Source organism: Aeromonas sp. FDAARGOS 1417 (genome assembly GCF_019046985.1).
GTDB lineage: Bacteria > Pseudomonadota > Gammaproteobacteria > Enterobacterales > Aeromonadaceae > Aeromonas > Aeromonas veronii.
Genome location: NZ_CP077221.1, coordinates 1414740 through 1428216, shown reverse-complemented (window position 1 = coordinate 1428216; position 13477 = coordinate 1414740). Strand labels below are relative to the sequence as shown.

Here is a 13477-nt window from a genome sequence, read left to right as displayed (position 1 = left end):
AGGTGCAAGGCATCACCAAAGGGGCTGGCGGCAAACGGGGCGCAGCTGTATCAGTGCGCACGGCTCCCTGTGAGCGGACCGGTTTGGCCGGGGCACAGGGTCAGGCAAGGCGGCAGAGAACGGGCAAGTTGAAGCTTGCCTGTGCCGCAAGAGAAGGACTTTCTAGTGGCGTAACACCGACAGCATCAGATGTCGGCGCGGCCAGGAGGGAGGGTGAGTACCGCGCGAGCGCAGGAAGGGATCCCGCAACCAGTTATCAAGCAGTGACGCTGCGACGTTATTGCCAAGTAGCAAGGGAAAGAGCAGCAGAGCGACCAGTACCCCAAGCAGAGTCATCGCGCCGAAGGAGGGGGCATTGATGCCGGTCTGCATCTGGCACTCATCGCCCATGGTTGACCCCTCGTCTCCCTGATGGCAGGAGAGGGTCCTGACATCGCCCGGGTGATCCATCGCGGGCATTGCATGAGAGATATCGCCATCCGCCATCGCCATGGATGAATCGAATATCACCATCGACTGGGCGCTGCTTGGGGTCGGCTCGGAGGAGAGGGGAGAACCATGCCAGCTGATGCAGAGAGTCAGATTGCAGACGAGCAGCAGCGCCAGCAATAGCCGGGCCATAGCAACAGAGGGCAATCTTGCAGCAAGCTGGGTGAGTGACAATCCGGGCATCCTTAGGGGGCAAGTTGCCAAACTCTAAACCTTGCTCGCAGGAGAAGGTCAAGGCTTCTGCTGGCGCTGCTGTTGCAGGTAGAGGTCACTGTATTTTTCCAGCAACTGGTCTATCCATTGACTCATGCCGGGCGCTTGCAACATGGGCTCCAGTTGTTCGAGGGTGCCAAGATGCGGAGATTGCAGTGAAACAGAAATATAGAGTTCACCACGCTGCAGTGGCCACTGCAGATCAGCCAGCCCGCTGTCCGGGTAATTCTCGCTCAGAAACAGGCGACCGGAAGAGCGGCCGTAAGGAACGAAGTCGACCCGGTCACTGGCCAGCAGGCCAAATACCTGCTTGAGGGAGTTGACCCTGTAGATGCGGGTATTCGCTTGCAAAAAATCATCCATTTCGCTGCCAAGGCTGACACCTATCATCATGGCTCCCCGCAGTCCGGTCAGATCCTCCCGCCGCTGCAGCAAGCGGCTTCCGGGTTGGCGCACGAACACCGCCATGTCATTGATGGCCATGGGGGTTCGGGTAAAGCGGGAGTAGTGCGCTCTCTCTTCGTTGCGCAGCGCACAGATATTGATGTCGACCTCTCCTTTCGCCACTTTCTGCTGACAGCGGGCCCAGGGGCCCACATAGGCGAGATCCACATTGAACCCCAACCGTTGATAGAGTGTACTGACTACTTCGGCACAAACGCCGATGATCTTGCCATCGCTCAGCCAGTTCCAGGGGGGATAATCGTGATGACCACAGGCGGAGAGGGTCGTGGTCGTCAAGGTCGTCGCGAGCCAGAGCTGAGCCAGCATATCCGGATCCTGTGCAAAAAAGTCTCGATGTGTGTCATTGAAGCACACCGCAGACAAAAAAATACCCCCGCACGGGCGGAGGTAGTTTGTTATCGGTGGAACGCCTGGGGAGAGCGTTACTGCTTGGCGCGCTTTTCCGATCCTCTCATGATGAGCCGGAAGAAGAGCGGGATAAAGAAGATGGCGATAAAGGTGGCCGCCAGCATGCCGCCGATGACCGGCCAGCCGAGGGCGTGACGGCTTGCCGCACCGGCCCCGCTGGAGGTGACCAGCGGCACACAGCCGAGGATGAAGGCGAGCGAGGTCATGACGATGGGACGGAAACGCAGGCGCGCCGCCTCCAGTGCCGACTCGATGAGGCTCATCCCCTCTTCGTGCTTCATCACCGCGAACTCCACGATCAGGATGGCGTTCTTGGCGGCAAGGCCGACCAGGGTCACCAGCCCGATCTGGAAGTAGACGTTGTTGGTCAGCCCCACCAGCCAGGTGGCGAGCAGGGCACCGAACAGGGCGAACGGTACGGCGGTGATCACCGCAAACGGCAGGCTCCAGCGCTCATACTGGGCGGCCAGAATGAGGAAGATCATCACGATACCGAAACCAAAGGCCATGCCAGCACTGCCTGCGGCCGCTTTCTCCTGATAGGCGGAGCCGGTCCACTCCAGCTTGGCGTCGTTGCCAAGAGCTTCATTAGCAACCTCTTCCAGCGCGGCGATGGCTTGACCCGAGCTGTAGCCTGGGGCGGGCTGGGCCATGATCTTGGCGGCCTGGAATATGTTGAAGCGTTCGACCAGTTCGGGGCCGGTGGCATCACGCACCGTCACCAGACTGCTGAGCGGGATCATCTCCCCCTTGTCGGAGCGGACATAGACGTTGCGGATGTCGCTCTTCTTGGCGCGATAGTCGGCCTCGGACTGCAACTGCACCCGGTAGGTACGGCCGAACTGGTTGAAGTCGTTGACATAGACCTGGCCGAAGGTGGCTTGCATGGTGTCGAACACCGCGTTGATCGGCAGCCCCAGCGCCTTGGCCTTTTCGCGATCCAGGTCGAGATAGACCTGCGGCACGTTGGCGCGGTAGGTGCTGGTGACGCTGGCAAACTCCGGGCGCGCCTTGGCCGCTTCGAGGAAGCGCTGTACTTCGCCTGAGAAGGCCTGGGCGTTGCCGGTGCCACGGTTTTGCAGATAGGCCTCAAGGCCACCTGTGGTGGACATCCCCTGAATGGGAGGCGGGTTGAAGGAGGCGACAAAGCCATCCGCCAGCCCCATCAGGCTCAAGCCCTGGAAGGTCTTGGCCAGCGAGAAGGAGTCCTGCCCGGCCCCCTGACGCTCACTCCAGTCCTTCAGGGTAATGAAGGTCATGCCGCTGTTGCTGATGATGGCATTGGAGAGAATGTCAAAGCCCGAGAAGGTGATCACATCCTTCACATGGGGGTTGGCCATGGCGATCTTGTCGAACTGATCCGCCACCGCCTGGGTCCGGCTCATCGCGGCCGCATCCGGCAGCATGACGGCGGAGATGAGGTAGCCCTGATCTTCGTTTGGTACCAGTTCGCCCGGCACTTTCAGGAAGAGGCCGTAGATCGAGAGGATCAGCACGGCGATGATGGCAAAGGCGACCCCCACCCGACGGTTGAGGAAGGCCACACCCCGTACATAGCCGCGGGTCAGCTGGTCAAATTTTTCGTTGAACCAGACGAAGAAGCGGGCCGGTTTGTGGTGTCCCTCTTTGAGCAACACGGCGCAGAGGGCCGGGGAGAGAGTCAGTGCCACCAGACCGGAGATGGCGACCGAGACCGCGACCGTGATGGCGAACTGCTTGTACATCACCCCGGTCATGCCGCCCATAAAGGCGACCGGCAGGAACACGGCGCAGAGCACCAGCACGATGGCGACCACCGGACCGGAGACCTCCTGCATGGCGAGGATGGCAGCCTCTTTGGGCGAACACTTCTTCTCGCTCATGATCCGCTCGACGTTCTCCAGCACCACGATGGCGTCATCCACTACGATACCGATGGCAAGCACCATGCCGAACAGGGTCAGTAGGTTGATGGAGAAACCGAGCACCAGCATGCCGGCGAAGGTCCCGATAAGGGACACCGGCACCGCGATACAGGGGATCAGGGTGGCGCGGAAGTTTTGCAGGAACAGATAGACCACCACGAACACCAGTACGATCGCCTCGAACAGGGTGTGTACCACCTCTTCGATGGAGATCTTCACGAACTCGGTGGTGTCATAGGGGATCTGGTACTCAATATCCTGCGGGAAGCGCTCCTTGAGTCGCTCCATGGTTGCGTGTACCGCATCGGCGACCGCGACGGCGTTGGCGCCCGGTTGCAGATAGGTGGCGATACCGATGGCCGGTTTGCCGTTGGCACGGGCGACCAGATCATAATCCTTGCCCCCCAGCTCGACCCGGGCGACATCGCGGACCCGGATCTTTGAGCCATCGGGCATGGAGCGGACGATGATGTTCTGGAACTCCTTCACATCCTCAAGGCGCCCCTTGGTCTGCACCGTGTAGGTGAAGTCGATGGGGGCCGTGGTGGGTTGGGCACCGATCTTGCCTGCCGCGAACTGGGTGTTCTGCTCGCGAATGGCGCCAATCACGTCGCTCGGGGTGAGCTCGAGCTGGGCCAGTCGATCCGGCCGCAGCCAGATACGCATCGCATAGTCGGTACCGCCAAACAGAGTGGTATCACCGATGCCGGGAATCCGCTTGAGCTCGTCGATGATGTTGAGCAGGGCGTAATTCGACAGATAGGTGGTATCAAACGAGCCGTTCGGTGACTGGAGGGTGACCACCTGCAGGATGGAGGTCGATTTCTTCTTGACCGTCACCCCCTGCTTTTTCACCTCTTCCGGCAGCTGGGCCATGGCGGCCGAGACCCGGTTGTTGACGTTGATGGTGGCCTGATCCGGATCGGTGCCGATCTCGAAGTAGACGTTGAGGTTCATCTGGCCGTTGGAGGCCGACCCCGACTGCATGTAGATCATCCGCTCGACGCCGTTGATCTGCTGCTCCAGCGGCGCAGCCACGGTCTGGGAGATCACCTCCGGGGTTGCGCCCGGATAAAACGCCGTGACCGAGACCACCGGCGGGGTGATCTGGGGATATTGCTCGATGGGGAGCGCCCGCATCGCCGCCAAACCGCCCAGCACGATAATGATCGAAATCACGCTGGCGAAGATGGGGCGTTCTATGAAGAACTTGGAAAACATGCGAACTCCTTACTTGGCCGCAGACTGGCTGACCACCTTGCCGGTGATCGCCTTCATCTCGTCGGCAGAGACAGGTTTTACCACGGCGCCGGGGCGAGCCTTCATCAAGCCTTCGACGATATAGCGCTCACCCGCCTGCAGGCCGCTCTCGATCAGCACGCCGGAGTCGACTGCCGCGCCCAGGGTCACCGGACGGGGCACTACCTTGTTGTCGGCATCGACCACCATCACCATGCGGTCAGCCTGGGACTGGACGATGGCGCGCGGCGGCACCACGATGGCGTTTTTGCGGGTGCCCAGATCGATGGTCATGCGGACAAACTGGCCCGGCAGCAGTACGCCGTCCTTGTTGTCGAAGATGGCGCGGGCACGGATGGTGCCGGTCTGGGGATCGACCCGGTTGTCGGAGAAGTTGAGCTTGCCCGCCTCCGGATAGAGGGATCCATCGGCCAGACGAATATGGGTGCGCCAGGTGGTGGCATCCTTCGCCTCAATCACCCCTTTTTTTACCGAGTTTTCGAAGTTGAGGCGATCCTGCTCCGAGTAGGAGAAGTTGACGTAGAGCGGATCAAACTGGGTGATGGTGGTGAGCAGGCCGTTGTCGCCGCTGGTGGAGATAAGGCTCCCCTCGGACTGGGAGCTCTTGCTCGCCATGCCGTTGATGGGGGCGGTCACCTGGGTGTAGCTGAGGTTGAGCTCCGCCTCTTTCACCTTGGCCTGAGCGGCCTGATGACTGGCGATGGCCGCTTCGTAGTTGGCGATGGTGTCGTCATAGTCCTTGCGGCTCACCACCTGACGCTTGAAGAGGGGAATGATGCGATCCCGATCGGCACGGGCCTTGTTGAGACGGGCCTGCTCCTGAGCCAGGGTCCCTTTGGCCTGTTCCAGCGCCACCTTGTAGGGCTCCGGGTCAATCAGAAACAGCTCCTGACCGGCGGTAACCGGCTGGCCTTCCACATAAGTGCGCTTGAGCAGGATGCCACTGACCCGGGATCGCACATCGATCTCGCGAAAACCGGCGGTCTCTCCCACCATCTCGGTAGTGAGCGGCACATCGGTCAGCTTGACCTCGGCGACCACCACAGGGACGGCGGGCATGGTCTGGGCCGTCTGGGTCGTCTCGCCGCCACAGGCACTCAGACCGCTGATCAGCGCCAGGGTCAGCAAGCTGCGTTTGTAAACCTCTCTTCCGGCATTGGGCACCTTCATCATCACACTCCTGTTGGATCGATTTCGGCTGCTGCGTTCAGCATGTTTCTCCATACACATCATTAACTTCATGATTAAAAAAACAACTTCTTTATGATTGGAATGGGAGATGATAGGGCGGCAACCTTGAACACAACCTTCTCAAAGTGGCAATTAGGGTTGCCGATTGACGAAAAAAGTCTGACTTTTCCGATATGGGCGGGGGTCTTCGGGGATATTCATCCCGGGCCAGGGCTCTTCGCAACCGTATCACGCCAGCCACTCCTTGCTGCAAAAAATAAGGTGCCATAAGGCACCTTGTCTGGATGGTTTTTTTACGCCCTTTTATCGCGGGCAACCGCGAGCCGCTTCACAGTTTACGAATTCGTCGCGGCTCATCGGTTAATCTTGTGCCGAATCAGGCGAAGCAGGCCCAGATGGGTGCGTGGTCGGAGGGTTTCTCGATACCGCGCAGCTCGTAGTCGATACCGGTCTCGGTCACCTTGTCCTTGAGGGCGTCGGAGGCCATGATGAGATCGATGCGCAGGCCGCGGTTCTCGTCAAAGCCCTTGGAGCGGTAGTCAAACCAGGAGAATCGCTCGCACTCGGTGGGGTTGGCGGCGCGGAAGGTGTCGGTCAGGCCGAACCCTTTCAGTCGCTCCATCCATTCGCGCTCGATGGGCAGGAAGGAGCATTTGCCATCCCGCAGCCAGCGCTTGCGGTTTGCCTCGCCGATGCCGATGTCGAGATCGGTGGGGGAGATATTCATATCCCCGATCAGCACCAGCTGGTCGTCCGGGGTGTGGTTGGTCTCGAGGTAGTGCTGCAGATCCTCGTAAAACTTCTGCTTGGCCGGGAACTTGGTCTCGTGATCCTGACTTTCACCCTGCGGGAAGTAGCCGTTCATCACCTTGATGAGAGAGCCGTCTTCACGTTCGAAGGTGGCCATGATCATCCGGCGCTGGGCCTCTTCATCATCGGTGGGGAAGCCTTTCTCCACCTTGACCGGCTTCTGCTTGCTCATGATGGCCACCCCGTAGTGGGCCTTCTGGCCGTGAAACTCCACGTGATAGCCCATGGCCTCCACATCGGCCAGCGGGAAGGCTTCATCGTGCACCTTGATCTCTTGCAGGCCGATCACATCGGGCTGGTGCTTGTCGATGATGGCTTGCAGCTGGTGCAGACGGGCGCGCAGGCCGTTGATATTGAAAGAGATAATCTTCATGTCCGGGATGCTCATGTCATTTTTATAAGTGGCTATTGGACTAGGAATCGGCTGTGGATGCAAGTTCGGGGGCTGTGACTGGTGCAGCGGCTTGGTAACCTGTTCACGATCCGTCGCGAGAGGCTGTCAGCAAGGTGAAGCGCAGCACAGGAACCGGATTGTATATGTATACATGAGGATTCCGAGCAGCACATGAGCCTTGATCACAGCCTCGCAGTAGGATCGTGGACAGGTTTTCAGCGGGTCATCTTCTTGACGAAAACCACCACAAACAGCGCCAGCGTAAAGCTGCCGGTGAAGGCTTCGAAGGCGGCGAAGATCCTGGAGAGGCCGACCGGAGTGAAGTCGCCGTACCCCAATGTGGTGAAGGTGACCACGCTGTAGTAGAGGCATTCGAGCAGGAAGATGGCATTTTGCTCGAGCGGGGCACCGGGTTGGTAGATGAGGTGCTCGCCCTGAAAATGCAGTCCGCAGAAGAAGTAAAAAATGCTGCAGATAAAGATGAGCAGCAACGAGAAGAGCACCACCCGCATCGGGGCCTCGCCATAGCCGCAGAAGAGATCGACCACCCAGGAGGTAAAACGCTGGGTCGACCAGAACGGCAGTTGCAGGCGGCGCATGGTGAGTTCCTGCTGGATATAGTTGCCGGACATGGTGAAGATCCCCTGTGCCTCGGAGGCTTTGCGCAGATCCCGGTAGGTATCTTCCGCCTCCTTGAACCAGATGCGCGCCTGTTTGGGATCCCGTTCGCGGCGCCCCTTGCGATCCTGCATCACCCGTTTGCCGGTCTGCATGTTGTCGAGCCGGGTGTTGTGCCAGCGGATGCCGAGCAGGTTGACGTCATCGAGGGTGGCGCACTGGAGGTTGGCATCACTGAGATCGGCCTTCATCAGGCTGCCGCCCTTCATGCGCAGGCCGTAGAGGTGACCACCGCGCAGGTTGGCACGATAGAGGTTGCACTGCTCCAGCAAAAATCCCTGATCGGACTCCTTGTTGACCAGATTGAGGCCCGCCAGATTGGCCCGTGACAGCTGCAGGCCGTGGCAGAGTCCGCCAGCGCGAACGTACTGTTCAAGCGCCTCGGCGGTATGGGCTTCCTGATGGGTATGGTGGGGATCATGCCAGTGGCAGAGATCGTGCTCGCCAGCCTCTTCACTGCAGTGGCGGCCATCGGCCACCAGATAACGACACATCGCCATCTTCGTTTCCCTCGCATTGCCGAACTGGTTTCAGCATAGGCGGGGAAAAGGGGGCGTGGCGGCGTCGTCTTAGCTGAACTGGTTGAACTCCTGACGCAGCTTGCGAAAACGCTCCTGCTGGGCCGGGTTGAGGGGGATGCCGTCGAGCACGTCCAGAGTGTCTTTGCATTCGGCACCAAATTCCGGACTCTTGCGGTTTTTCTGCATCAGTTGCAGCAGCACCTGGATCTTGTTGAGAGCCGCACCGGTATTGGCGGGGGCGCGGCGCAGTGCTTCGCGGAAATGGCCGAGGGCCTGCTCCAGCTCGCCGCTCTGATAGGCCTTGATCCCCAGATCGTTGAGCTGCTGGTAGCGCTGACGCCGCTCCAGCACCGTCTTGTCATCCCGGGTTGCCTGAATGCAGGTGGTGAGCAGCCGATCTTCGTCCTCCGCCAGCAGCCCCTGCAGGCTTTCGGCATATTCAAACTCGCCGAGCTGATAGAGGGCGAGGATGGTCTCACCAAGCAGGGCGGGGGGCATGGTGGCCGGTTCATCGAGCCAGTTCTGATTGGCGCGATAGAGCATCTTCTTGCCCTTGAGCAGCTCCCCCAGCGCAATCTGCACCCGGGCCTGACAGATCTGCTCGAACACCGGGTAGTTGAACTCCGACATCATCAGCGAATCGCGGATGCGCGACAGGGCAGAATTGACCTGCTTTTGCAGGTTGGCGATGTGGTAGCTGTCGTTGCTGTTGAGGGCGTAGAGGGTCAGGGTCTGGATATAGGCCCCCAGATAATGGGGCGTGCGGTGAATGGAGTTGCGCGACAGGTCGATCAGCGACATCAGCACATCCTTGGCCTGGGCGTAGTCGTGGCGCTGCAGGCACACCTCCGCCAGCCGGCGGGAGAGTTGTACCGACTGGGGGGAGATATCCACCGCCCGTCTGAGCTCCTGCTGCGCCTGCTCGTCATTGCCAAGGGCCAGCAGGGATTCTGCCAGCCAGAGGTGAGCCTCCACCATCAGCGGGGTATTTTTGAGGGTCGCCTGCAGATGGCTGACCGCCTCTTCGTGGAGCCCCAGGGTGTTGCACGCCTTGCCCAGTGTCAGGCGGGCCCAGCTGTTCTCCTGCCCGGCCAGCAGCTGGCGCATCAGGGCGCGTGCCTCCTGCGCCTGACCCAGCTTGAGGTGGGTATCGGCCTGCAGGCAGCGGCAGTAGTTGGCAAAACGGGGCACCGCATCGGCCCGCTCGGCACAGGCGGTAATGAGGGCTGCCAGATTGTCATCGGCCAGCGCGGTAAAGACGCTGGCCAGGGCGTTGCGCCGGGCGAGGGCACGCTTCAAGCGAAACGAGAACTGCTCCTGAGAGAAGGGCTTCATCAGGTATTCGTCGGGCTCGGCTTCCAGCGCGCTCAGTACCATGGCGCGGGAACTGTCGCCACTCACCATGATCACCACGCTCTGGGGCGGGATCAGGTCTTTGTCGCGCAGGCTTTCGAGCAACTGGCGGCCATTCTCGCCAACCCCGAGATCGTAATCGATGAGATAGATGTCGAAACTGCCCTTCTGGCAGCGGCGCCGCGCATCCTCGGCGGTATTGGAGTAGGTGATGTTGCTGATACCCAGATTGAGCAGCATCGCCTTCATCATCACCTGAAACGAGCGCTGCTCATTGACCATCAGAATGCGTTGTGGCTTGGCTGGGCTCTTTTTTTCTGGCTCTTGTTCAGGTGTCTGCATCTGTCTGGGTCGAGGCGCTGCGGGCTGATGGGAGAAAGTGTGCCACCAAAGCGCCCGAAGAGGCAATTAGCCAAGTTGTCGATTGCGAACCATCTCCGTTTGTCCGCCTTTTGTCCGCGATGAGTGAAAGAAAAAGGCCCTGTTGCCAGGGCCTTGAACTCACCGTTTTTTCTCTGCCAGATAGGGAGCAAATTGCGGCGTGTACTCGGCCTTGAACCCCTGTTCGGTCTTGATGATGAGATAGACCGCCAGCTGGTGCTGTTTGGCAAATGCCATCCCCGCTTCAGGCCCCATCACCATCAGCGCGGTATCGAGGGCGTCGGCCTCCAGTGCGGTCGGGGTGATGACGCTGGCGGAGACCAACTTGTGGGTGACCGGCTGGCCGGTGGCGGGGTCGATGATATGGGAGTAACGCTGGCCATCCAGCTCGTAGTAGTTGCGATAGCTGCCCGCGGTGCTGAGCGCCATGCCGTTGGGGATGACGATATCGGAAAACGCCCCCGGCTGATCGGAGGGTTCGACGATGGCCACTTTCCATGGCGAGCCCTTGCTGTTGTTGCCCTTGCTGCGCACCGCACCGGCCACTTCGATCAGGTAGTTGTGTACCCCCTTGCCTTCGAGCAGGGCGGCAATCTCGTCAGAGGCAGCCCCCTCGCCGAGAGTGGAGAGGTCGAGATAGAGATCCGGGATCGTTTTTTCGAGCAGGAAGTGATCCCCCTGCGGGGTCAGGCTCAGCTTGTCGATGCCCACCTTGTGGCGGGCGGCGGCGATGGCCGCCTCATCGGGTCGCTTGACCGGCCGTTTGTCCGGGCCAAAGCCCCACAGATTGACCAGAGGCCCCACGGTCACATCCAGCTTGCCGTCGGTCAGTTTACCGGCATCAATCCCCTGCTGGACTATGATGGCCATGGCGGGTGGGATGGCAAACGGGGTGTTGGCGGGCCCCTGATTGAAACGGGAGATGAGCGAGCCCGGATCGTAGGTGGAGATCTCCTTGTTCATCCGGGCCAGCAGGCTCTCTACGTCGCTTTTGAGGGCGGGCTCCCCACCGGGGTAGCTATCGCTCAGGGTCACCACATAGTAGGTGCCCATGGTTTTGCCCTGAATACGGGTCTGGGCAGGCGGGGTGGGCTGGCAGCCGGCCAGCGCCAGCAGCAGGGTCAGCAGCAGGCCGCGCAGGGCCGCCACGGGGGTTATCGCAATCATCCGGCGCTCTCATCTGGAGAAGGTTCATATCGGGGCGCTAGCTTAGCCAAGGGGCGCCCGCCGGGCGAGCCCTGATAGGGCCAATCGGAGGGAAAAGGGCAGAAAAAATTAAACAGTTTTGAACCTGTGACAGCCGAGCGCCGTATCGTCCATCCATGAGGGAGAGAGTGGCGAGTAGAGCACCGTCTGGTGACTTGGCCCGCAGCTTTGGCCAAAAGCCATAGCCGATTGAAGACAATTGAGTAAAATGAAGGTCGATTTAGACGGCATCTTTGCGAAGCGTTCACCGCATCCGCCAAGTCGTTGCCATCCATTGCCAATCAAAGGAGAAGATGATGAAAAAGGCGATTACCCTGCTGTTTCTGAGTACCCTGGCTGCCCCTGTGCTGGCGGATGAGTGTGCACTGGTCATCGAAGGCAATGATGCCATGCAGTACAACCTCAAAGAGATGAGCGTGCCGGCCACCTGCAAGGAGGTGACGGTCACCCTGAATCACACCGGCAAGCTGCCTGTGACCGCCATGGGTCACAACTGGGTGCTGGCCAGCACCGCCGACTATCAGACAGTGGCAACTGCCGGGATGAGCGCCGGGGCCGAGAACGGTTATCTGCCCAAGGATGATGCCCGTGTGCTGGCACACACCAAGCTGATCGGCGGCGGCGAGAGCAGCAGCGTCACTTTCAAGACCGACGGTCTGGCGGGCAAGGATCTCACCTTCTTCTGCTCCTTCCCCGGCCACTTCGCCATGATGAAGGGCTCCTTCAAGGTCAACTAAGGCGCTGACCGGCATCGAGCCGGTTGCCTCAATAGCAAAAGCCGGGATTTCCCGGCTTTTTCATCTCTGCTGTTTGTGTGTGGCGTGGCATGGCATGACTGCACACCGCCGACTTTCGCGCTATTTGGCCTGCAGGGTAAAGAAGGCGATGGCGGTCTTCTTCTGGCATTCGAAGTGAATGCTCTCTTCACCGGTCACCACCAGCGTCTCGTTGATGGCCACCTCTTTGCCCTGCACGGCCAGCTGGCCGCTCAGCAGGTGACAGAGGTAGGTTTTCTCTGGCTCGAGGGTAAGGGTCAGCGGAAAGGGGAGGTTCAGCACCCGCACGTTGGCGCTGATGCGGTCCGGATGGTAGATAAGCCCCAGATCGGTCACCTCTTTTTTAAGCAATTCGCAGTGGGTCTCCTCATCGCCGCTAAAGTGCGCCGCCTCGAAGGTGGCGTAGGGGTGACCGTTGAGCACAAAGCCTGCCCCGTTCACCGGCAGCAAAATGCGCTGATAGCCGGGAAAGGGGGAGAAGGGACCCGCGCTCTTGATGGGGGCCGAGCTCAGTCGATAGTCAAAGTCGAGTTTGGCAAGGCTGCTCCCCTTGGGGGAGATGAGGATCTGGCTGGTGGTGCCCTGTTGGTTTTTCCAAGGCATCTTCTGGTGGTCAGACTCTTTAATCAGGGTGATCACGGGCACTTCCTCACGATAAAAAAACGCAGGGAGCCGGGGACATCTGCCCCGGCTCCCTGATAGAGAGTGGCGATGGTAAAGGCGATCAGCCCTGACCATCCAGCGCAGCCAGCCGCGCTTCCATGGCGGCGAGACGGCTCTTGAGCTCGTTTACCTCCTGCTCCAGCTCGCTCAGACGGTCGGCAGCAGGGGAGGCATAGGCCGCGGCGGGGGCGGCATCCATCATCGCCTGAATATCCACTTCGCCGCTAAACAGGTGGGCATAGCGGGATTCGCGCTTGCCCGGCTCGCGCGGCAGCTTGACCACGTAGGGGCCACGCTCGATAAGCTGGGTCAGCACCGCATCCACCTCGGTGACATCATCGAAGCTGCAGAGGCGGTTGGTGCGCGAGCGCAGCTCCCCCGGGGTTTGTGGGCCGCGCAGCAGCAGTTCGCAGACAATGCCGAGTTCCCGGGCACTGAATTTCAGCTCGCCAAATTCGGTGTTGCAGAATCTGTGCTGATAGCGGGGCACCCGGGCGTTGAAGCCTGCAGTGTTGACCACCAGCCGCTTGCGGATCAGCTCGTCCACCACGGCGCGGATATCGAGCTCGGAGAGCTCCAGCACCGGCTCGCGGTTGCTCTTCTGGTTGCAGGCGTTGACCAGTGCATTAAGGGAGAGGGGATATTGATCCGGGGTGCAGATCTCTTTTTCAATCAGACAGCCGATGACGCGGGCTTCCAGCGGGCCAAGTACTAACTCCATTTCCTACTCCCTTCCAAATCGAGACATCAAGAGCCCCTATCTTA

The 13477-nt window shown here is 60.1% G+C and carries 11 protein-coding genes; 1 reads left to right on the top strand and 10 read right to left on the bottom strand.

All coding sequences use genetic code 11. The features are described from left to right. Positions 1-162: 162 nt before the first annotated feature. The 8 genes from I6L47_RS06245 to I6L47_RS06210 form a co-directional block, all read right to left on the bottom strand. A complete protein-coding gene (locus I6L47_RS06245; protein ID WP_216948915.1) occupies positions 163-663 on the bottom strand; it encodes a hypothetical protein in 501 nt (166 codons plus the stop codon). Positions 664-720: 57 nt separating this feature from the next. After that, a complete protein-coding gene (locus I6L47_RS06240) occupies positions 721-1473 on the bottom strand; it encodes an ABC transporter substrate-binding protein (RefSeq protein ID WP_157162292.1) in 753 nt (250 codons plus the stop codon). Positions 1474-1589: 116 nt separating this feature from the next. Further along, on the bottom strand, positions 1590-4700 hold the full coding sequence (locus I6L47_RS06235) for an efflux RND transporter permease subunit (RefSeq protein ID WP_075115235.1): 3111 nt from the start codon (positions 4698-4700) through the stop codon (positions 1590-1592). Between the two features lie 9 nt (positions 4701-4709). Continuing rightward, positions 4710-5909 carry an efflux RND transporter periplasmic adaptor subunit gene (locus tag I6L47_RS06230; protein ID WP_005353223.1) on the bottom strand — a complete coding sequence of 400 codons (1200 nt, stop codon included), beginning with the start codon at positions 5907-5909 and terminating at the stop codon, positions 4710-4712. Positions 5910-6306: 397 nt separating this feature from the next. Further along, complete coding sequence (gene xthA, locus I6L47_RS06225) at positions 6307-7113, bottom strand: exodeoxyribonuclease III (protein ID WP_005337776.1); 807 nt, start codon at positions 7111-7113, stop codon at positions 6307-6309. A gap of 236 nt (positions 7114-7349) precedes the next feature. Then, a complete protein-coding gene (locus I6L47_RS06220; RefSeq protein WP_216948914.1) occupies positions 7350-8312 on the bottom strand; it encodes an ion channel in 963 nt (320 codons plus the stop codon). 69 nt (positions 8313-8381) lie between these two features. Beyond that, positions 8382-10028 (bottom strand): tetratricopeptide repeat-containing response regulator, encoded by a 1647-nt coding sequence (locus tag I6L47_RS06215; protein WP_005361691.1) that lies wholly within the window; start codon positions 10026-10028, stop codon positions 8382-8384. A gap of 159 nt (positions 10029-10187) precedes the next feature. Then, positions 10188-11234, bottom strand: a complete 1047-nt coding sequence (locus tag I6L47_RS06210) for an FAD:protein FMN transferase (protein WP_216948913.1) — start codon at positions 11232-11234, stop codon at positions 10188-10190. A gap of 335 nt (positions 11235-11569) precedes the next feature. On the opposite strand from I6L47_RS06210, the gene azu reads away from it, so the two are divergent. Further along, a complete protein-coding gene (azu, locus tag I6L47_RS06205) occupies positions 11570-12010 on the top strand; it encodes an azurin (protein WP_076494211.1) in 441 nt (146 codons plus the stop codon). A gap of 120 nt (positions 12011-12130) precedes the next feature. Here azu and I6L47_RS06200 read toward each other — a convergent pair whose 3' ends face one another. Together I6L47_RS06200 and I6L47_RS06195 are read right to left on the bottom strand one after the other, a co-directional pair. Next, positions 12131-12688: a HutD family protein gene (locus tag I6L47_RS06200; protein ID WP_216948912.1), complete on the bottom strand. Its 558-nt coding sequence runs from the start codon at positions 12686-12688 to the stop codon at positions 12131-12133. An 85-nt stretch (positions 12689-12773) separates the two neighbouring features. Beyond that, complete coding sequence (locus I6L47_RS06195) at positions 12774-13433, bottom strand: YceH family protein (protein WP_216948911.1); 660 nt, start codon at positions 13431-13433, stop codon at positions 12774-12776. Between the last annotated feature and the right edge of the window lie 44 nt (positions 13434-13477).

Excerpts from the sequence above, each read along its gene's own strand:
- azu (WP_076494211.1), top strand. The coding sequence starts at position 11,570 with ATGAAAAAGGCGATTACCCTGCTGTTTCTGAGTACCCTGGCTGCCCCT.
- I6L47_RS06215 (WP_005361691.1), bottom strand. The coding sequence starts at position 10,028 with ATGCAGACACCTGAACAAGAGCCAGAAAAAAAGAGCCCAGCCAAGCCA.
- I6L47_RS06210 (WP_216948913.1), bottom strand. The coding sequence starts at position 11,234 with ATGATTGCGATAACCCCCGTGGCGGCCCTGCGCGGCCTGCTGCTGACC.
- I6L47_RS06220 (WP_216948914.1), bottom strand. The coding sequence starts at position 8,312 with ATGGCGATGTGTCGTTATCTGGTGGCCGATGGCCGCCACTGCAGTGAA.
- xthA (WP_005337776.1), bottom strand. The coding sequence starts at position 7,113 with ATGAAGATTATCTCTTTCAATATCAACGGCCTGCGCGCCCGTCTGCAC.
- I6L47_RS06235 (WP_075115235.1), bottom strand. The coding sequence starts at position 4,700 with ATGTTTTCCAAGTTCTTCATAGAACGCCCCATCTTCGCCAGCGTGATT.
- I6L47_RS06230 (WP_005353223.1), bottom strand. The coding sequence starts at position 5,909 with ATGAAGGTGCCCAATGCCGGAAGAGAGGTTTACAAACGCAGCTTGCTG.
- I6L47_RS06240 (WP_157162292.1), bottom strand. The coding sequence starts at position 1,473 with ATGCTGGCTCAGCTCTGGCTCGCGACGACCTTGACGACCACGACCCTC.
- I6L47_RS06195 (WP_216948911.1), bottom strand. The coding sequence starts at position 13,433 with ATGGAGTTAGTACTTGGCCCGCTGGAAGCCCGCGTCATCGGCTGTCTG.